The sequence below is a fragment of the Pseudomonas sp. AN-B15 genome, assembly GCF_019056475.1.
GTDB lineage: Bacteria > Pseudomonadota > Gammaproteobacteria > Pseudomonadales > Pseudomonadaceae > Aquipseudomonas > Aquipseudomonas parakoreensis.
Window position 1 is genome coordinate 4,874,063 of record NZ_CP049737.1, and the last position, 17,803, is coordinate 4,891,865.

The following is a 17,803-nucleotide window of genomic DNA, read 5'->3' on the forward strand; positions in this document are numbered from 1 at the left end:
CTACCTCAGCTTCAGGGTGGCAAGGCCGATCAGCACGAGAATCACGGTAATGATCCAGAAACGGACGATCACGCGAGGCTCGGGCCAGCCCTTGAGTTCAAAGTGGTGGTGAATCGGTGCCATGCGGAACACACGGCGCCCGGTCAGCTTGAAAGAAGCCACCTGGATAACCACCGACAGGGTTTCCATCACGAACACACCGCCCATGATGAACAGGACGATTTCCTGACGGACGATCACTGCGATGGTGCCCAGTGCCGCGCCGAGTGCCAGAGCACCGACATCGCCCATGAACACTTGCGCCGGGTAGGTGTTGAACCAGAGAAACCCGAGCCCCGCACCGATCAGCGCGCCGCAGAACACGATCAGCTCGCCTGCGCCCGGCACGTAAGGAATCAGCAGGTATTCGGCGAATTTCACGTTACCCGACAGGTAGCAGAAAATCCCCAGACCGCCGCCGACCATCACGGTCGGCATGATCGCCAGACCGTCGAGGCCGTCGGTCAGGTTGACCGCGTTGCTCGAACCGACGATCACGAAGTAGGTCAGCACGATGAAACCGGCGCCCAGCGGAATGCTGTAGTCCTTGAGCATCGGCAGGATCAGCGTGGTCTCCACAGGCGTGGTGGCGGTCATATAAAGGAAGATCGCTGCGCCCAGGCCAAAGACTGACTGCCAGAAATATTTCCAGCGGCTTGGCAAGCCACGGGAGTTCTTCTCGATCACTTTGCGGTAGTCGTCGACCCAGCCAATGGCGCCGAACAGCAGAGTCACCAGCAGCACGACCCAGACGTAGCGGTTGCTCAGGTCAGCCCACAACAGGGTGCTGACACCGATGGAAGACAGAATCAGCGCGCCGCCCATGGTCGGCGTACCCGACTTGGACAGGTGCGATTGCGGGCCGTCGTTGCGAACGGACTGGCCGATCTGACGGTTCTGCAGGGTGCGGATCATCCACGGGCCGTAGCACAGCGACAAAACCAGCGCGGTCAGCACACCGAGGATCCCGCGCAGGGTCAGGTACTGGAAGACCGCGAAGCCTTTGTAGAACTGTTGCAGATACTCCGCTAGCAGCAGCAGCATTAATGTTTCTCCAGACTGGACCCGCACAGAGCCGCAACGATGTTTTCCATCGCTGCACTGCGCGAACCCTTGATCAAAATGGTGGTGTTTGTGTCCTGCTCGGCGTCGAGGGCCTGGATCAGTTCGGCTTGCGTGCCGAAGTGATGCGCCTCTTGGCCGAATGCGTTCACGGCGTGGACCATGTTCGGCCCGACCGCGTAAAGCGCGGAAACCTTGCCCCGGGCGTATTCGCCCACGTCGCGGTGCCCCTGCTCCGCCCAGTCGCCCAACTCGCCGATATCTCCGAGCACCAGGACGGTGCGGCCGGAAAAGCCGGCGAGTATATCAACGGCAGCGCACATGGAGGTGGGGTTTGCGTTGTAAGTGTCATCGATCACGCGCATGCCGTTCTTCGCCAGTTGCGCGACGGTGCGACCCTTGACCGGTTGTACCGCGCCAAGCCCGGTGGCAATGCCGAACAGCGACACGCCCAGGGCGTGAGCGGCAGCGGCGGCAGCCATGGCGTTGGCGACGTTATGGGTGCCGAGCAGGTTCAGCTGAACGTGCTCCACACCTTCAGGTGTATGCAGGTTGAAAGCCGGGCAGCCCCGGGCATCGGTGCTCAGGTCACTGGCGTAGAAATCTGCCTGCGGATTGCTCAGGGAGAAGGTCAGCACCTTGCGTGCGCCGGCGCGGAGCTTCCAGATACCAAAGGCCTTGTCATCGAGATTGAGCACGGCGATGCCATCCGCCGCCAGACCGTCGATGATCTCACCCTTGGCCTCGACGATTTTTTCCGGCCCGCCGAACTCGCCAACGTGGGCAGTGCCCGCGTTGTTGAGGATCGCCACGTGCGGCTTGGTCAGCCCGACGGTGTAGGCGATTTCGCCCAGACGCGAGGCGCCCAGTTCGATCACGGCGGCAGTGTGTTCCGGCGCCAGTTCGAGCAGGGTCAGCGGTGCGCCGAGATCGTTGTTCAGATTGCCGCGAGTCGCCAGCACCGGACCGCGGGTACGCAGGATGCTCGCGAGCATTTCCTTGACCGTGGTCTTGCCGCTGGAGCCAGTGATGGCCGCAACGGGCTGGGTGAACGCGGCACGGTTCAGCGCACCCAACTGGCCGAGGGCCTGACGGGTGTCCTTGACCAGCAGTTGCGGCAAGGTGCTGTCGGCGACTTCACGCTCGACCAGTGCCGCCACCGCGCCTTTGCCGGCGACATCGTTCAGGTAGTCATGACCGTCAAAGCGCGGGCCAGTCAGGGCAATAAACAGTTGGCCAGCGGTGATCGCACGGCTGTCGATGCTGACGCCATCGAAACTGGCGTCGCTGCTGATCAGACGTGCGTCGAGCACGTTGGTCAGTTCGCTCAATGTCAGGGCCTTAAGCATGGGCCACCTCCCACGCGGTGAGGGCATGATCGGCCTCGACCAGATCGGAGAAAGCGTGCCGCTCGCCGTTGATTTCCTGATAGTCCTCGTGACCTTTGCCGGCCAGCACAATCACGTCATCGGCCGATGCAGCAGCGATCAGTTGGGCAATCGCCTGACCACGGCCGGCGACGAAGGTGACTTTATCCACAGCGGTGAAACCGGCGCGGATGTCGTCGAAAATCTGCGCCGGATCTTCGGTGCGCGGGTTGTCATCGGTGACCAGTACGCGATCGGCCAGACGCTCGACCACTTCGGCCATCAGCGGACGCTTGCCGCGATCACGATCACCGCCACAGCCGAACAGGCACAGCAACTGGCCTTTGACGTGTGGACGCAGCGCGGTCAGAACTTTTTCCAGGGCATCCGGGGTGTGGGCGTAATCGACCACCACCAGTGGCTGAGTGCCGCCACCCAGACGCTGCATGCGCCCGGCCGGGCCTTCAAGTTTCGGCAGCACCTTGAGGATTTCGTCGAGCGCATAATCCAGACCGAGCAAAGCGCCGACCGCCGCCAGCACGTTGCTCAGGTTGAAACGACCGAGCAGCGTGCTGCGCAGGTGGTGTTCGCCCTGCGGCGTGACCAGCGTGGCGCGTACGCCGTGGTCATCGAACTGCGCTTCGCGGACATACAAATAGGCGCTGCTGTCGAGCAGGCTGTAACTGATCAAACGCGACTCACGTTTTTCGCCGGCCAACTGCCGACCGAAATCGTCGTCGAGGTTGACCACGCGGCACTTCAGGTCATTCCAGGCGAACAGCTTGGCCTTGGCCTCGGCGTACGCCTGCATGGTGCCGTGATAATCCAGGTGGTCGCGGGACAGGTTGGTCATCACCGCGACGTCGAACGCCAATGCAGTGACCCGGCCCTGATCCAGACCGTGGGACGACACTTCCATGGCCACGGCTTTGGCCCCGGCCTTTTTCAGGTCGGCCAGAGTGGCTTGCATGGCGATCGGATTCGGCGTGGTGTGCAGGCCGCTTTCCAGCGCGCCATGGAAGCCGGAACCCAGCGTACCGACGATGCCGCAATGCTGACCAAGCAGATCGAGTGCCTGCGCGACCAGTTGGGTCACGCTGGTTTTGCCATTGGTGCCGGTAACACCGATCAGGTTCAAGTGATGGCTCGGCTCGCCATAAAAGCGCCCGGCGATGTCGGACAACTGCGCCGCCAAGCCTTTGACCGGAATCAACGGCACTTCGGTGATCGGCAGCACGGTGGCGCCTTCCACTTCATACGCAACCGCAGCCGCGCCGCGCTGCAAGGCATCGGCGATGTGCGCACGGCCATCGAACTTGCCACCGGGCACAGCGAGGAACAGGTCGCCCGCGCGCACGTTGCGGCTGTCCAGCGCCAATTCACGGATCAACAGATCATGGCCGGCGTGGGGGAATATCTTGTTCAGACTCAGAGACATCAGCCGCGCCCTCCATTGGCTTTCAGCGGAACGACCGGGGTAGCGTTGGCCTGTTGGGTAGTCGGCAGGTTGTCCGGGGTCACGTTCATCAGGCGCAGGGTGCCGGACATCACACGGCTGAACACCGGCGCCGACACCAGACCACCGAAGTAACCGGCCTTGGACGGTTCATCGATCACCACCACGATGGCGTAACGCGGATCGCTCATCGGGCCGAAACCGGCGAACAGCGAGCGGTAGGAGTTTTCGGCGTAACCCTTGGTGCCCACCGACGTTTTACGCGCAGTACCCGACTTGCCGGCCACGTGATACGCCGGCACCTGCGCACGGAACACGCCGCGCGGTGCTTCGATCACTTGCTGCAGCATGCCTTGCATGGTTTTCGCGACCGCTTCCGGCAATACCTGAGTGGTCTGCGGCGGCTTGTCGGTTTTGATCAGGGTCAGCGGTGCGAGACGACCGTTGTTGGCCAGCGCCGAGAATGCGTGCACCAGCTGGATCGCGGTCACGGAAATACCGTAGCCATAAGACAGTGTCGCGGTTTCGGCTTTGCGCCAGTCTCGGTAGTTCGGCAGGTTGCCGACGCGCTCGCCCGGAAAGCCCAGGCCGGTGTCCTGGCCGAGTCCGACTTTCTGTGCGAGACGGTAAATGGTTTCACCGCCGATATCGAACGCGACCTTACTCATGCCGACGTTACTGGAATTGATCAGGATGCCGGTCATGTCGAGTACCGGACCTTCGGTCTTCGACACGTCCTTGATCGTGTACTTGCCGATCTGCAGCGAGCCCGGATACACCTCGACGGTGTCGGTCGGTTTCCAGCGCCCGGATTCTATCGCGGCACTCATCGAGATCGCTTTCATGGTCGAACCCGGCTCGAACACGTCGATCATCGCGCGGTTACGCATCATCGCCGGTTGCAGGTTGCGACGGTTGTTCGGGTTGTAGGTCGGCTGGTTGACCATGGCGAGGATCTCGCCGGTCTTCACGTCCATGATCACCAGGCTGCCAGCCTTGGCGCCGTTCTCGATGATCGCGTTGCGCAGCTCGCGGTTCGCCAGGTATTGCAGACGCAGGTCAATCGACAACGCCAAGGGCTTGCCGGCCTTGGCGTTCTTGGTGACCTGGACATCCTTGATCAGCCGACCGCGCCGATCCTTGATGACCTGCCGCTTGCCCGGCACCCCGGCCAGCCACTCGTCGTAGGCCAGCTCGACGCCTTCACGCCCGTGATCGTCAATGTCGGTAAAGCCGACCATGTGCGCGGTGACTTCACCGGCCGGGTAGAAGCGGCGGAATTCTTCGATGCCGTAAACGCCCGGCACTTTCAGGTCGAGCACAGCCTGGCCCTGCTCTGGGGTCAGCCCGCGCACCAGGTAAATGAATTCTTTGTTGGCCTGAGCTTCGAGACGTTCGGCCAGGGCTTTCGGATCCTGCCCCAGCGCCGCGGCCAGTGCCGGCCACTTCTCTTTGGCCGTCTGCATTTCCTTGGCGTTGGCCCACAGCGTCGTCACCGGGGTACTCACGGCTAACGGCTCGCCGTTACGGTCGGTGATCAGACCACGGTGAGCAGGAATCGGGATGTGACGGAGACTGCGTGCGTCGCCCTGTCCCTTGAGGAAGTCGCGGTCAACCACTTGCAGGTCGATGATGCGCCAGCAGATCGCCGCGACCATCACGCCGAGCAGAGCCACCATCAGGCGGAAGCGCCACGGGAAGAGTGCGCCTTCGAGTTTCATCATGGCGCCACCATCTTCACGTCAGCCGCGCCCGGAATGTGCATTTTCAATTGTTCAGTGGCCAGCACTTCAATGCGGCTGTGCGCTGTCCAGGTGCTTTGCTCGAGAATCAGACGCCCCCACTCGGCCTGCGCCTTGTCGCGCACACTGAGTTCGTTGTACAGGGTGTTAAGCAACTGCCGGTTCCAGTGCGCGCTGTAAGACACGCCGATGGCCGACACGAGCACGCCGACAAACAGCAGCAGCATGATAAAGCTGCCGCCCGGCAGGGGCTTGGCGAAAAGCTTGCTCACCGCAACTTCTCCGCGACACGCATGACAGCGCTACGGGAACGTGGGTTGGCTTTGAGTTCGGCGTCGGAGGCCGTCTGCGCTTTGCCATGGATTTTGATTTTCGGTTCGAACGCCACGTGGCGCACGGGCAGGTTGCGCGGCAGGTTGTCGGCTTCGCCTTTCACCAGTTTGCGCATGAACAGTTTGACGATGCGGTCTTCCAGCGAATGGAAGCTGATGACCACCAGACGGCCACCGACTTCCAGAGCATCCAGTGCGGCTTCAAGGCCGGCTTCCAGATCGCCCAGTTCGTTGTTGACGTGAATGCGCAAACCCTGGAACGCACGGGTCGCCGGGTTCTTGCCCTTCTCCCACGCCGGGTTGGCGACTTTCAGAACTTCGGCCAGATCGGCGGTGCGCTCGAATGGCTTGATGTCGCGGCGCTCGGCCACGGCACGGGCCATGCGCCCGGAGAAACGTTCTTCGCCGTATTCCTTGAACACCCGGGCGATTTCTTCCACCGGCGCGGTGTTGACGAATTCGGCGGCGCTGATGCCACGGGACGGATCCATGCGCATGTCCAGCGGGCCGTCATTGAGGAAACTGAAGCCGCGCTCGGCGTCATCCAGTTGCGGCGACGACACGCCGAGATCGAGCAGGATGCCGCTGACCTTGCCGCTCAAACCTTGTTCGGCAACCACCGAACCCAGTTCGGCAAAGCTGCGCTGCACAACGACAAAGCGGCCGTCTTCGGCCGCTAGCGTTTGCCCGGTGGCAATCGCTTGAGGATCCTTGTCGAATCCGATCAGCCGGCCGTCCGGCCCGAGCTGGCTGAGGATCAACCGACTGTGCCCGCCGCGCCCGAACGTACCGTCCAGATAGCAGCCATCAGGACGTACGGCGAGAGCCTCGACGGCTTCGTCAAGCAGTACGGTGATGTGGTTAAAGCCGCTATCAATAGTCACAGGATCAAATCACGCAGTTCGTCAGGCATGGCGCCCGGTTGTTGAATAGCAGCAAGGTCAGCGGCAGATACCGCGTTCCATGCATCCTCGTCCCACAATTGGAACTTGTTCAGTTGGCCCACCAGCATCGCTTTCTTATCAAGCTTTGCGTATTCGCGCAGACGCGGTGGAACCAGAAAACGACCACTGCCGTCGAGTTCGAGGTCGACGGCATTACCAATCAATAAACGCTGCAGGCGACGGTTCTCTTCGCGAAGCGAAGGGAGTGCACGCAACTTGGTTTCAATAATTTCCCACTCGTCGAGCGGGTAGACACACAGGCACGGATCAACGGCATCAATGGTCACGATCAACTGGCCGGAACTACGCGAAACGAGCTCGTCACGGTACCGGCTCGGCATGGCGAGACGGCCCTTTGCATCGAGACTGATAGCGTTAGCTCCGCGAAACACGTCAGCGTTTCTCCAATTTTTATCGTTTTGAGCTCAAAAAACCCACTTCATGCCACTTTCCGCCACTTGCGCACACTATAGGAATGCGCCCACCACACCGTCAAGGCGCGGATTAAAGGAAAACCCTTACAGAACGGAGATTTAGGAGCTTAAAAGGAGGGGCAACGACAATTTGGCGGATACTTTTGACCAATAACTTGATGCAGCACTGAAAGCTGCGCTCGGAAGTTAAAGTGATTTGTTAAGAGTAAGATTTTTTCGGTATTACAAAAGCGCTTCTGCTGTTGATTGAAGCAAGGTGGGAAATGGCTATTACCGCATTGCCGCTGCCGGACTTTAGCGCAGGCCTGCCGATAATAACCAGCCCTGATGCCATTGATTCAAGCAGGGAAAGAAAAAGGTGGAGAGTCGATCTGTAAGCCGGGTTCTGTCTTGAACAGTCATTCGTCTACGATGGCCATCACTGGACATCTTTAGCAACCTACCCGGTCCCAGCGCGGGCCACGCCTTGGGACCCTATTTGGTCTTGCTCCAAGTGGGGTTTACCTAGCCACGAACTGTTGCCAGACGTGCGGTGCGCTCTTACCGCACCTTTTCACCCTTACCGGCGCCGAAGCACTTAGGCGGTTATTTTCTGTGGCACTTTCCGTAGGCTCACGCCTCCCAGGCATTACCTGGCACTTCGCCCTATGGAGCCCGGACTTTCCTCCCCCCCCTAATTTTCATAGAGGGCAGCGACTGTCCGATCGACTCTCCGCCGCGCAGGTTAACGGCAGAGCGCCCGAAGAACAAGCGCTAATAGCCGTGAAACCCGTCTGCTCGACGGGTTACTCGCCCTTCTGCTGTTCCAGCGCGACCTGATACAGCACGTTTTTGCGCTCACCGGTGATTTGCGCGGCCAGGGCGGCGGCGCGCTTGAGCGGCATCTCGTCGAGCAACAGATTGAGGATGCGCATCGCCTCACTGCTGACCGCGTCCTCGGACTGCGGTGCAGACCAGCCCGCGACCAGCACCACGCACTCGCCGCGCTGCTGATTGCTGTCGGACTCGACAAACGCCCGCAACTCAGCCAGCGGCAAGCCTTTGAGCGTCTCGAAGGTTTTGGTGATTTCCCGGGCCAGCAACGCCTGACGCTCGCCACCGAACACCGCCTCCATGTCCTGCAGGCACTCGAGAATGCGATGCGGGGCCTCGTAGAAAATCAGCGTGCGCGGCTCTTCCTTTACCGCCTCCAGGCGCGCTTTGCGCCCTGCCGACTTGGCCGGCAGAAAGCCCTCGAAAATGAACCGGTCGGACGGCAGCCCCGCCGCCGACAGCGCAGCGATCAACGCACAGGCACCCGGCACCGGCACCACATTGATCCCCGCCGCCCGCGCCTGACGCACGAGGTGATAACCCGGATCGGAAATCAGCGGTGTCCCGGCATCGGAAATCAGCGCGACGTTATCGCCTGCCAGCAAACGAGTAATAAAGCGGCTACCTTCATCACGTTCGTTATGTTCATGGCACGCGGCCAGCGGCGTGGCAATGCCGAAGTGCTGCATCAAGCGCGCCGAGTGCCGCGTGTCTTCGGCGGCGATCAGTGCCACTTCGCGGAGGATTTTCAGAGCCCGGGCGCTGATGTCGTCCAGGTTGCCGATGGGCGTCGCCACCACATAAAGCGAGCCAGCAGCGGAATTCAAAGGACCTGGAGCAGTCAAAGCGCACACCTCATGATCGGTAAAAGCCGGCATTGTAACGCGTCATGAGGCTTGCGATGCGTTCCGGCCGACGCCGGTTTTGCGCGCCTTTGTGCGATGCCGCAACATTTGCTTCAGCTAAATTGACGGTTTCACGCCAGTAACATCGCGCCCCGGCCAGCGCTTGGGTACAATTCCACGCTAATTTGATCGAGTATCAGGAACACTTACATGATCGCTTGCCTGCGGCTGTTCACTGCCCTCTGCCTCGCTGCCTTATTGGCGGCCTGCGCCAGCTCCCCTTCCTCCAGCCTTGGCGAACTTCCACGGACTCCGGATGCCAGCATCGAGCAACTGCTCGAACAGGCTACCCAGGCCAAAACGCCGGAAAAAGCTGCGTTGTTGCGCCTGAGCGCGGCAGACCTCGCTTATCGCCAGGGCAATGCCGGCCAGTCCGCGCAGATCCTGCAACAAGTGCCGATGGAGCAGTTGAAGCCAGGCCAGCAGATCTTCGCCAGCACCCTTTCCGCTGAACTGGCGATGACCCGCAATCAGCCGAAAGCTGCGCTGACCGCTCTGAGCCATCCGAGCCTGCAGCACCTGAGCGAAATGCCGGAAGATCAGCAAGTGCGCACCGGCACCGTGCACGCCCGTGCACTGGAAGCCGACGGCCAGACCCTGGCAGCCGCTCGCGAGCGCATCTTCATCGCTCCAATGCTCAAAGGCGAAGCCGCGAGCAAGAACCACGAAGCCATCTGGACCCTGATCGCTTCGCTGCCGACCGATCAACTGCAACCCAACACCGCCGACGATCTCGGCGGCTGGATGGGCCTGGCCCTGGCCGTGAAAACCGCCGGCACCCTGGAACAGCAGCAAGCGGCGATCGATGCCTGGCGCGCACAGAATCCAAAGCACCCAGCCGCAATCAACCTGCCGCTGCCACTGACCAAACTCAAGGAACTGGCCAGCCAGCCCCTGAGCAAGATTGCCCTGCTGCTGCCGCAAGACGGCCCACTGGCCTCGGTCGGTAAAGCGCTGCGTGAAGGTTTCATGGCGGCGCACTATCAAGCACAACAGGCCGGTCAGAAGCCGCCCGCCATCGAGTTTTACGACAGTTCCAAACTGACCTCGATGGACGAGTTCTACCGCAAGGCCCAGGCCGATGGCGTGCAACTGGTGGTCGGCCCGCTGGAAAAACCGCTGGTCAAACAATTGAGCACCCGTCCGCAACTGCCAATCACCACCCTCGCATTGAACTACAGCGAAGGCGATCAAGGTCCGGCGCAACTGTTCCAGTTCGGTCTGGCAGCTGAAGACGAAGCTCGCGAAGTTTCGCGTCGCGCCCGCGCCGACGGCCTGCATCGCGCGGCGATCATGGTGCCGAAAGGCGAATGGGGCGACCGCGTACTGCGCGCCTTCAGCCAGGACTGGCAGGCCAATGGCGGCAGCATCGTTGCCACCGAACGCGTTGATCAACCAGTGCAGCTGGCCCAGCAGATCGCCGACATGTTCCAGCTGCGCCAAAGCGAAGCCCGCGCCAAGAGCCTGCAGAACGCGGTTGGCACCAACGTCGCCGCGCAGCCGTCGCGTCGTCAGGACATCGAGTTCATCTTCCTGGCAGCCACCCCGCAGCAAGCGCAACAGATCAAGCCGACCCTGAACTTCCAGTACGCGGGTGACGTGCCGGTGTACGCAACTTCCCACGTGTACAGCGCCAGTGGCGATGTGAACCAGTACAACGACATGAACGGCGTGCGCTTCTGCGAAACCCCATGGTTGCTGGAAGCCAATGACCCGCTGCGTCAGCAAGTCACCGCGCAATGGCCGCAAGCGGCCGGCAGCCTTGGCCGCCTTTACGCCATGGGCGTCGACGCCTACCGTCTGGCGCCGCGCCTGGGTCAGTTGAAGGCGTTGCCGGACAGCCGCATCGAAGGTCAGTCGGGCAGCCTGGGCATGACCCAGACCCAACGCGTGGTGCGTCAGTTGCCATGGGCGCAGTTCGTCAACGGTCAAGTTCAACGCCTGCCGGACACCCCGCGCTGATGCCCGACGGCTCGCACCTGCAAAGCGGTAAAGATGCCGAGCGCCAGGCGCTCGAGCATCTGCAACACCAGGGTCTGCGCCTGCTGGCGCAGAACTGGTCATGCAAACGGGGCGAGCTTGATCTGGTCATGCTTGATGGCGATACAGTAGTATTCGTCGAAGTCCGCTACAGAAAAAACACTCAATGGGGTGGCGCGCTCGCTAGCATCGATGAGCGCAAACGGCAGAAACTGATTTTCGCCGCACAGTATTTTCTTCAGCGCGAGTCGCGCTGGGCCGATTCCCCTTGCCGCTTCGACGTGGTGGCCATCGACAGGCATCCGGATCAGTTGAACTGGTTGCAGAATGCGTTCGATGGTTGATTCTCTGCACACCACCCCGGACACTTTCACCGACAATTTTTGCTCTTTGCTTTGCGGGCTGCACATTCACGTGCCGAACAGCCGCGCTACTTAAGGTCACACAGATGGACATGCAATCCCGAATTCGCCAGCTTTTCCAGGCCAGTATCGACACCAAGCAACAGGCGATGGACGTACTTGCACCGCACATCGAGCAAGCCAGCCAGATCATGGTCAACGCCCTGCTCAACGAAGGCAAAATGCTTTCGTGCGGCAACGGCGGCTCTGCCGGCGACGCCCAGCACTTCTCTTCCGAACTGCTCAACCGCTTCGAGCGCGAACGCCCGAGCCTGCCGGCCATCGCCCTGACCACCGACAGCTCGACCATCACCTCGATCGCCAACGACTACAGCTACAACGAAGTGTTCTCCAAGCAGATCCGCGCACTGGGTCAACCCGGCGACGTATTGCTGGCGATCTCGACCAGCGGCAACTCGGCAAACATCATTCAAGCAATCCAGGCCGCACATGATCGCGAAATGGTTGTCGTAGCTTTGACTGGCCGCGATGGCGGCGGCATGGCTTCACTGCTGCTGCCTGAAGATGTCGAGATTCGCGTACCGGCCCATGTCACTGCACGTATTCAGGAAGTCCATCTGCTGGCGATCCATTGCCTCTGCGATCTGATCGACAGCCAACTGTTCGGGAGTGAAGAATGACCCCTAATCGCCTTGGCCTTCTGGCCTTGACCCTGTGCCTCGGCATCAGCGGCTGCACCTCGGTGGTGAATGCCAGCCGTGAAGCGCCGATTGAAGACGACCGCGGCACCCGGACCTTCGGCAGTAAAATCGACGACTCGCTGATCGAAACCAAAGTCGGCGTCAACGTGGCCAAGGCCGACCCAGGCCTGGACAAGGATTCACATATCGTCGTCACCAGCTTCAACGGCGTGGTCCTGCTTGCCGGCCAGACGCCGCGCGAAGATCTCAAGGCCAAGGCCGAACAGGCCGCCGCCAACGTCCAGCGCGTGAAGAAGGTGCACAACGAACTGCAAGTGATTGCACCTTCAAGCTTCCTCGCTCGCCAGAACGACGCCTGGCTGACCACCAAGATCAAGACCCAGATGCTGACCGACGCCAGCATTCCCGGCTCGCGCATCAAAGTCGTGACCGAGAACGGTATCGTTTACCTGCTGGGCCTGCTGACCAAACAGGAAGCACAACAGGCGACCAATCTGGTGCAAGGCGTTGCCGGCGTGCAGAAGATCGTGAAGCTGTTCGAATACATCGACTGACCGATACCCATGTAGGAGCTGCCGCAGGCTGCGATCTTTAGATCTTGATCTTGATATTGGTCTTGAAAAACAAGATCAAAAGATCGTCCGAACGCGGCCCGAGCTTGCGGCAGCTCCTACGTAATAAAAAAGGCGACCCTCTCGGGTCGCCTTTTTTATTACTTCACCACTTTCAAACTTGGCCGGCCACTTGGGCGCGGCGGTTCGCTGCCCGGTGGCGGCAAGTCGTCATCGGGCTCGATATCGTCTTCGTCGTCCATCGGCGACTCGAGATCGAACACCATGCCCTGACCGTTTTCCCGGGCATAAATACCCAGAATTGCACTGATCGGCACATAGAGACTATGCGGAACGCCACCGAAGCGACCCTCAAAGGTCACCACGTCGTTGTCCATGTGCAAGTGCCGCACGGCACTGGGCGAAATGTTCAGGACAATCTGCCCGTCGCTGGCGAAACCTTGCGGCACCTGCACGGCCGGGTATTCGGAATTGACCAGCATGTGCGGGGTGCAATCGTTATCCACAATCCACTCGTAGAGCGCGCGGACCAGATAAGGTCGACTGGAGTTCATAGCGGCTCCTTAAGCCTTAGCGCATATCGCGTTCGACGCCAGACAGACTCGCCTGGAAAGCCTCACGCGCAAACTGGCGCTCCATATAATCAAGCAGCGGCTTGGCCGGCCGCGGCAGTTCAATACCCAGAATCGGCAAACGCCAGAGTATTGGCAATAGGCAGCAATCCACCAGACTTTGTTCCTCACTGAGGAAAAACGGCTTGTCGGCAAACAACGGCGACACGCCCGTCAGGCTTTCACGCAATTCCTTGCGTGCCACGACACGCGCGGCTTCCTTGGTTTTCGGATCCAGGATCAGATCCACCAGACCACACCAGTCGCGCTGAATACGGTGAATCAGCAGACGGCTGTTGGCACGCGCCACCGGGTAAACCGGCATCAGTGGCGGATGCGGGTAACGCTCATCCAGATATTCCATCACCACGGTCGACTCCCACAACGCCAGGTCGCGATCGACCAGTGTCGGGAGACTGCCGTAAGGGTTCACCTCAATCAGTTTAGGCGGCTGGCGACCAGCTTCCACGTAAATGATTTCGGCGCTGACACCCTTCTCTGCAAGCACGATGCGCACTCGGTGGGAATAGTGGTCGGCGGGGTCGGAGTAACAGGCCAACCGATTGGTCACGCCCATGGCGATCCTCCTCGCTTGTTGAAATGATTGGAACCGGAAAAACGCGCGCGCCCAGAGGGCGCCTCCCGCAATGCCTGGCGAACCAGACATTGCGTTATCGGAGGCACCCTTGGGCGCGCGCGATTAACAGCAATGCTTGAAGCGTATCAGTGCACGTCTTTCCAGTATTCACGCTTGAGCAGGTAGGCGAACACAAAGAAGAACGCCAGGTACAGCAAGACGTAAGTACCGATGCGCTGATGTTGCAGCTTAACCGGGTTAGCCGAGTAAGCCAGGAAGGTTACCAGATTCTTGACCTTCTCATCGAACTGCTCTTCGTTCAGAGCACCGGTTTTCGGCACGATGGTCAGCTGATCGCATGCTTCATGCGTCAGCGGCGTACCGGTCAGCGGATCGTATTGCTTCTTGCCGTCCTCGACGATCTGCACTTGCTTGCAGCCCACCACCTGACGACCTTGCAGGCCGACCAGCACGTTAGGCATGCCGACGTTCGGGAAGACCTTGTTGTTCACGCCCCATGGGCGCGCCGGATCTTCGTAGAACGAGCGCAGATAACCATAGAGCCAGTCGGTGCCACGCACGCGCGCCACCAGGGTCAGGTCCGGCGGTGCCGCACCGAACCAGGTCTTGGCGTCTGCCGGCTGCATGCCGATGTTCATGTGGTCGCCGATTTTGGCGCCGGTGAACACCAGCTTCTCGAGCATCATGTCGTGGGGAATGCCGAGGTCATCGGCCACCCGTTCGTAACGCTGGAACTTGGCACTGTGGCAACCCATGCAATAGTTGGCAAAGGTGCGCGCACCGTCCTGCAGGGCAGCTTTATCGGACACGTCGATGTCGACTTTTTCCAGCTCCGGACCACCGTGTTCGGCGGCAAAAGACAGCACAGGCAGCGCAGCAAAAATCAGAGCAAAAAATAACTTTTTCATCAGCCAGTCACCCTTTCCGGAACCGGTTTGGTCTTCTCGAGCCTGGTGTAGAACGGCATCAGAATGAAGTAGGCGAAGTACAGGAAGGTGCAGATCTGCGACACCAGCGTGCGCTCCGGCGTCGGGGCCAGTACGCCCAGAATGCCGAGGATCACGAAGGAAATGCAGAACACCAGCAGCCAGATTTTGCTCATCCAGCCCTTGTAGCGCATCGATTTGACCGGACTGCGATCCAGCCACGGCAGCACGAACAGCATCGCAATCGAGGCGCCCATGGCGATCACGCCCATGAGCTTGTCCGGGATCGCACGCAAGATCGCGTAGAACGGCGTGAAGTACCAGACCGGTGCAATGTGCTCAGGCGTCTTGAACGGGTTGGCTTGCTCGAAGTTCGGTTTTTCGAGGAAGTAGCCGCCCATTTCCGGGAAGAAGAACACGATAAAGCAGAAGATGAACAGGAACACTACCACGCCGACGATGTCTTTCACGGTGTAGTACGGGTGGAAGGCAATGCCGTCCAGCGGGATACCGTTTTCGTCTTTGTGCTTCTTGATGTCGACGCCGTCCGGGTTGTTCGAACCGACTTCGTGCAGCGCCAGAATGTGCAGCACCACCAGACCGAGAATCACGATCGGCAACGCCACGACGTGCAAGGCGAAGAAGCGGTTCAGCGTGATTCCGGAGATCAGGTAGTCACCACGAATCCACTGGGTCAGGTCGTTGCCGATGACGGGAATCGCACCGAACAGCGAGATGATCACCTGGGCACCCCAGTAGGACATCTGCCCCCAAGGCAGCAGATAACCCATGAAGGCCTCAGCCATCAGCGCCAGGTAGATCAGCATGCCGAACACCCAGACGAGCTCACGCGGTTTCTGGTACGAACCGTAGAGCAGGCCCCGGAACATGTGCAGATAAACCACGATGAAGAACGCCGAAGCGCCGGTAGAGTGCAGCAGACGCAGGATCGAGCCGTACTCGACGTCGCGCATGATGTACTCGACGGAAGCGAACGCCTCTTCTGCCGACGGCGAGTAGCTCATCGTCAGCCAGACACCGGTGACGATCTGGTTGACCAGCACCAGCAGTGCCAGCGAGCCGAAGAAATAGAAGAAGTTGAAGTTTTTTGGCGCGTAATACTTGCTGAGATGGTCTTCCCACATTTTGGTGGCAGGGAAGCGCGCATCCACCCAATCCATGAACTTGCTCATCACGCTTTCTCCGTATCGACGCCAATGACAATCAGGTCATCGGTCTCATAGGAATGCGGGGGAACTGGCAGGTTCAAAGGCGCAGGTTGCGACTTGTAGACGCGGCCAGCCAGATCGTAGTGGGAACCGTGGCAAGGGCAGAAATAGCCGCCGACCCAGTCTTTACCCAAGTCCGCAGGCGCCACTTCGGGACGGAAGGTGGGTGAGCAACCCAGATGAGTGCAGATCCCGATCAGCAGCAGGATTTCCGGCTTGATCGAGCGCACTTCAGGATCGACATAAGTAGGTTGCGTGGAGTTTTTGGAAGTCGGATCGGAGAGCTGGCCCTCGATCTTCTTGAGATTCCCCAGGATTTCCGCAGTACGGCGGACAATGAACACCGGCTGGCCGCGCCATTCGGCAATCATCTGCTGTCCTGGCTCGATCTTGCTGACATTCACTTTCACCGGTGCACCGGCGGCTTTCGCCTTGGCACTGGGAAACCATGACCCCACGAACGGGACCGCAGCCCCCACCGCTCCTGCAGCACCCACCACGGATGTGGCTGCTACCAAGAAGCGACGCCGGCCTGCATTCACGCCGTCATTGCTCATTCAGTCCTCTCCCATCAGCTTTGTGGCCTGTTAAATCAGGCATCTACTAAATAAATCAATGTTACTTATAAAAATTTTGCCGAGATGGTAATGAAAAGCCCCAATTCTGACAAGGGAATTACCGGGAGCTCCCACCCTCAAGCCTTGTAGTATAGGGGGTCTACGAATGTGGCAAGTTGTCACAGCGCAATTCTTTAATAAATCGCAGGCATAAAAAAACGCCCGGTTCCGTGAGGAATCGGGCGTTCTTTTTTGAACGTGGAAACGAATTAACGCTTCGAGTACTGCGGACGCTTACGCGCTTTACGCAGACCAACTTTCTTACGTTCAACTTCACGGGCGTCGCGAGTAACGAAGCCAGCTTTGCGCAGAGCGCTACGCAGCGTTTCGTCGTAGTCCATCAGAGCGCGAGTGATGCCGTGGCGGATTGCGCCAGCCTGACCACTTACACCACCGCCGATGACAGTGACGTAGATGTCGAACTTCTCGACAGTCTCGGTCAGTTCCAGCGGCTGACGAACTACCATGCGGGCAGTTTCGCGGCCGAAGAACGAGTCCAGGGAGCGGTTGTTGATGGAGATGTTACCAGTACCCGGACGCAGGAAAACGCGTGCGGTTGCGGTCTTGCGACGGCCAGTGCCGTAATTTTGAGTCGCCGACATAATGAACTATTCCGTTAAATCTTCAGTTCTTGGGGCTGCTGAGCAGTATGAGGGTGTGCAGCGCCCGCATAGACTTTCAGCTTACGGTACATGTCACGACCCAGCGGGTTCTTAGGCAGCATGCCTTTAACCGCGGTCTCGATCACGCGCTCAGGGGCCTTGGCGATCAGCTTTTCAAAGTTGATCGACTTGATGCCGCCCGGGAAACCGGAGTGGGAGTAGTACATTTTGTCAGTGGTTTTAGCGCCGGTTACACGGATCTGCTCGGCGTTGATGACGACGATGTAGTCGCCGGTGTCAACGTGAGGAGTGTACTCAGGCTTGTGCTTGCCACGCAGACGGCTCGCGATTTCGGTGGCCAGACGACCCAGGGTCTGACCAGCAGCGTCGACGACAAACCAGTCGCGCTTTACTGTTTCCGGTTTAGCAGTAAAAGTTTTCATTCTTTATAGCCTCAGGGGCCGCCTGTAAATAAGACGGCGGATCTTACTGAATAGTGCGTACTTTGACA

At 59.7% G+C, this 17,803-nt stretch carries 19 protein-coding genes and 1 other RNA gene; 4 read left to right on the plus strand and 16 right to left on the minus strand.

Translation table 11 applies throughout. From position 1 onward, the window contains the following. The 9 genes from mraY to rsmI form a co-directional block, all read right to left on the minus strand. A complete protein-coding gene (gene mraY, locus GTQ41_RS21980; protein ID WP_025109289.1) occupies positions 1-1,083 on the minus strand; it encodes a phospho-N-acetylmuramoyl-pentapeptide-transferase in 1,083 nt (360 codons plus the stop codon). After that, on the minus strand, positions 1,083-2,450 hold the full coding sequence (gene murF, locus GTQ41_RS21985; protein WP_047296421.1) for a UDP-N-acetylmuramoyl-tripeptide--D-alanyl-D-alanine ligase: 1,368 nt from the start codon (positions 2,448-2,450) through the stop codon (positions 1,083-1,085). The genes mraY and murF overlap by 1 nt, the downstream gene beginning before the upstream one ends. Continuing rightward, positions 2,443-3,906 carry a UDP-N-acetylmuramoyl-L-alanyl-D-glutamate--2,6-diaminopimelate ligase gene (locus tag GTQ41_RS21990; RefSeq protein ID WP_047296423.1) on the minus strand — a complete coding sequence of 488 codons (1,464 nt, stop codon included), beginning with the start codon at positions 3,904-3,906 and terminating at the stop codon, positions 2,443-2,445. Before GTQ41_RS21990 ends, murF begins: the two co-directional genes overlap by 8 nt. Then, positions 3,906-5,645, minus strand: a complete 1,740-nt coding sequence (locus GTQ41_RS21995) for a penicillin-binding protein 2 (protein ID WP_174376919.1) — start codon at positions 5,643-5,645, stop codon at positions 3,906-3,908. The genes GTQ41_RS21990 and GTQ41_RS21995 overlap by 1 nt, the downstream gene beginning before the upstream one ends. Then, positions 5,645-5,938 carry a cell division protein FtsL gene (gene ftsL / locus GTQ41_RS22000; RefSeq protein WP_041073157.1) on the minus strand — a complete coding sequence of 98 codons (294 nt, stop codon included), beginning with the start codon at positions 5,936-5,938 and terminating at the stop codon, positions 5,645-5,647. Before ftsL ends, GTQ41_RS21995 begins: the two co-directional genes overlap by 1 nt. Then, positions 5,935-6,876 (minus strand): 16S rRNA (cytosine(1402)-N(4))-methyltransferase RsmH, encoded by a 942-nt coding sequence (gene rsmH, locus GTQ41_RS22005; RefSeq protein ID WP_086791932.1) that lies wholly within the window; start codon positions 6,874-6,876, stop codon positions 5,935-5,937. Before rsmH ends, ftsL begins: the two co-directional genes overlap by 4 nt. A 2-nt stretch (positions 6,877-6,878) precedes the next feature. Continuing rightward, the gene (gene mraZ / locus GTQ41_RS22010; protein ID WP_003228026.1) at positions 6,879-7,334 is read right to left on the minus strand and encodes a division/cell wall cluster transcriptional repressor MraZ; all 456 of its coding nucleotides are present in this window, start codon (positions 7,332-7,334) and stop codon (positions 6,879-6,881) included. 400 nt (positions 7,335-7,734) lie between these two features. After that, positions 7,735-8,088, minus strand: an RNA gene (gene rnpB, locus GTQ41_RS22015) — RNase P RNA component class A. A 73-nt stretch (positions 8,089-8,161) separates the two neighbouring features. Then, positions 8,162-9,067, minus strand: coding sequence for a 16S rRNA (cytidine(1402)-2'-O)-methyltransferase (rsmI, locus tag GTQ41_RS22020; RefSeq protein WP_047296425.1), 906 nt, complete (start codon positions 9,065-9,067; stop codon positions 8,162-8,164). Between the two features lie 177 nt (positions 9,068-9,244). Between rsmI and GTQ41_RS22025 the strand changes: the two genes are divergently transcribed. The 4 genes from GTQ41_RS22025 to GTQ41_RS22040 all read left to right on the plus strand — a co-directional run bounded on the left by GTQ41_RS22025 (position 9,245) and on the right by GTQ41_RS22040 (position 12,691). Further along, the gene (locus GTQ41_RS22025) at positions 9,245-11,056 is read left to right on the plus strand and encodes a penicillin-binding protein activator (protein WP_047296427.1); all 1,812 of its coding nucleotides are present in this window, start codon (positions 9,245-9,247) and stop codon (positions 11,054-11,056) included. Next, positions 11,056-11,418, plus strand: a complete 363-nt coding sequence (locus GTQ41_RS22030) for a YraN family protein (protein WP_007961623.1) — start codon at positions 11,056-11,058, stop codon at positions 11,416-11,418. The genes GTQ41_RS22025 and GTQ41_RS22030 overlap by 1 nt, the downstream gene beginning before the upstream one ends. Before the next feature lie 104 nt (positions 11,419-11,522). Next, positions 11,523-12,116, plus strand: a complete 594-nt coding sequence (locus GTQ41_RS22035; protein WP_025109297.1) for a phosphoheptose isomerase — start codon at positions 11,523-11,525, stop codon at positions 12,114-12,116. Continuing rightward, positions 12,113-12,691 (plus strand): BON domain-containing protein, encoded by a 579-nt coding sequence (locus tag GTQ41_RS22040; protein ID WP_041073173.1) that lies wholly within the window; start codon positions 12,113-12,115, stop codon positions 12,689-12,691. The genes GTQ41_RS22035 and GTQ41_RS22040 overlap by 4 nt, the downstream gene beginning before the upstream one ends. A gap of 158 nt (positions 12,692-12,849) precedes the next feature. On the opposite strand, the gene GTQ41_RS22045 is transcribed toward GTQ41_RS22040, so the two are convergent. The 7 genes from GTQ41_RS22045 to rplM form a co-directional block, all read right to left on the minus strand. Continuing rightward, positions 12,850-13,263 (minus strand): ClpXP protease specificity-enhancing factor, encoded by a 414-nt coding sequence (locus GTQ41_RS22045; protein ID WP_027612189.1) that lies wholly within the window; start codon positions 13,261-13,263, stop codon positions 12,850-12,852. Between the two features lie 16 nt (positions 13,264-13,279). Then, on the minus strand, positions 13,280-13,897 hold the full coding sequence (locus GTQ41_RS22050; RefSeq protein WP_003228048.1) for a glutathione S-transferase N-terminal domain-containing protein: 618 nt from the start codon (positions 13,895-13,897) through the stop codon (positions 13,280-13,282). A 146-nt stretch (positions 13,898-14,043) separates the two neighbouring features. Continuing rightward, positions 14,044-14,826 carry a cytochrome c1 gene (locus tag GTQ41_RS22055; protein WP_007961619.1) on the minus strand — a complete coding sequence of 261 codons (783 nt, stop codon included), beginning with the start codon at positions 14,824-14,826 and terminating at the stop codon, positions 14,044-14,046. Beyond that, entirely contained in the window at positions 14,826-16,037 is a 1,212-nt protein-coding gene (locus GTQ41_RS22060; RefSeq protein ID WP_047296430.1) for a cytochrome bc complex cytochrome b subunit, read from the minus strand. Before GTQ41_RS22060 ends, GTQ41_RS22055 begins: the two co-directional genes overlap by 1 nt. Then, positions 16,037-16,630: a ubiquinol-cytochrome c reductase iron-sulfur subunit gene (gene petA / locus GTQ41_RS22065; RefSeq protein ID WP_003228055.1), complete on the minus strand. Its 594-nt coding sequence runs from the start codon at positions 16,628-16,630 to the stop codon at positions 16,037-16,039. The genes GTQ41_RS22060 and petA overlap by 1 nt, the downstream gene beginning before the upstream one ends. A 269-nt stretch (positions 16,631-16,899) precedes the next feature. After that, positions 16,900-17,292, minus strand: coding sequence for a 30S ribosomal protein S9 (rpsI, locus tag GTQ41_RS22070; RefSeq protein WP_007961615.1), 393 nt, complete (start codon positions 17,290-17,292; stop codon positions 16,900-16,902). A gap of 14 nt (positions 17,293-17,306) precedes the next feature. Beyond that, positions 17,307-17,735, minus strand: a complete 429-nt coding sequence (gene rplM / locus GTQ41_RS22075) for a 50S ribosomal protein L13 (RefSeq protein ID WP_003228062.1) — start codon at positions 17,733-17,735, stop codon at positions 17,307-17,309. Positions 17,736-17,803 lie beyond the last annotated feature (68 nt).

Coding starts and splice junctions, on each gene's coding strand:
- murF (WP_047296421.1), bottom strand. CDS start 2,450: ATGCTTAAGGCCCTGACATTGAGCGAACTGACCAACGTGCTCGACGCA.
- rpsI (WP_007961615.1), bottom strand. CDS start 17,292: ATGTCGGCGACTCAAAATTACGGCACTGGCCGTCGCAAGACCGCAACC.
- rplM (WP_003228062.1), bottom strand. CDS start 17,735: ATGAAAACTTTTACTGCTAAACCGGAAACAGTAAAGCGCGACTGGTTT.
- GTQ41_RS21995 (WP_174376919.1), bottom strand. CDS start 5,645: ATGAAACTCGAAGGCGCACTCTTCCCGTGGCGCTTCCGCCTGATGGTG.
- GTQ41_RS22030 (WP_007961623.1), top strand. CDS start 11,056: ATGCCCGACGGCTCGCACCTGCAAAGCGGTAAAGATGCCGAGCGCCAG.
- GTQ41_RS21990 (WP_047296423.1), bottom strand. CDS start 3,906: ATGTCTCTGAGTCTGAACAAGATATTCCCCCACGCCGGCCATGATCTG.
- GTQ41_RS22045 (WP_027612189.1), bottom strand. CDS start 13,263: ATGAACTCCAGTCGACCTTATCTGGTCCGCGCGCTCTACGAGTGGATT.
- GTQ41_RS22035 (WP_025109297.1), top strand. CDS start 11,523: ATGGACATGCAATCCCGAATTCGCCAGCTTTTCCAGGCCAGTATCGAC.
- GTQ41_RS22050 (WP_003228048.1), bottom strand. CDS start 13,897: ATGGGCGTGACCAATCGGTTGGCCTGTTACTCCGACCCCGCCGACCAC.
- GTQ41_RS22025 (WP_047296427.1), top strand. CDS start 9,245: ATGATCGCTTGCCTGCGGCTGTTCACTGCCCTCTGCCTCGCTGCCTTA.
- GTQ41_RS22060 (WP_047296430.1), bottom strand. CDS start 16,037: ATGAGCAAGTTCATGGATTGGGTGGATGCGCGCTTCCCTGCCACCAAA.
- GTQ41_RS22055 (WP_007961619.1), bottom strand. CDS start 14,826: ATGAAAAAGTTATTTTTTGCTCTGATTTTTGCTGCGCTGCCTGTGCTG.
- rsmI (WP_047296425.1), bottom strand. CDS start 9,067: ATGCCGGCTTTTACCGATCATGAGGTGTGCGCTTTGACTGCTCCAGGT.
- petA (WP_003228055.1), bottom strand. CDS start 16,630: ATGAGCAATGACGGCGTGAATGCAGGCCGGCGTCGCTTCTTGGTAGCA.
- GTQ41_RS22040 (WP_041073173.1), top strand. CDS start 12,113: ATGACCCCTAATCGCCTTGGCCTTCTGGCCTTGACCCTGTGCCTCGGC.
- mraY (WP_025109289.1), bottom strand. CDS start 1,083: ATGCTGCTGCTGCTAGCGGAGTATCTGCAACAGTTCTACAAAGGCTTC.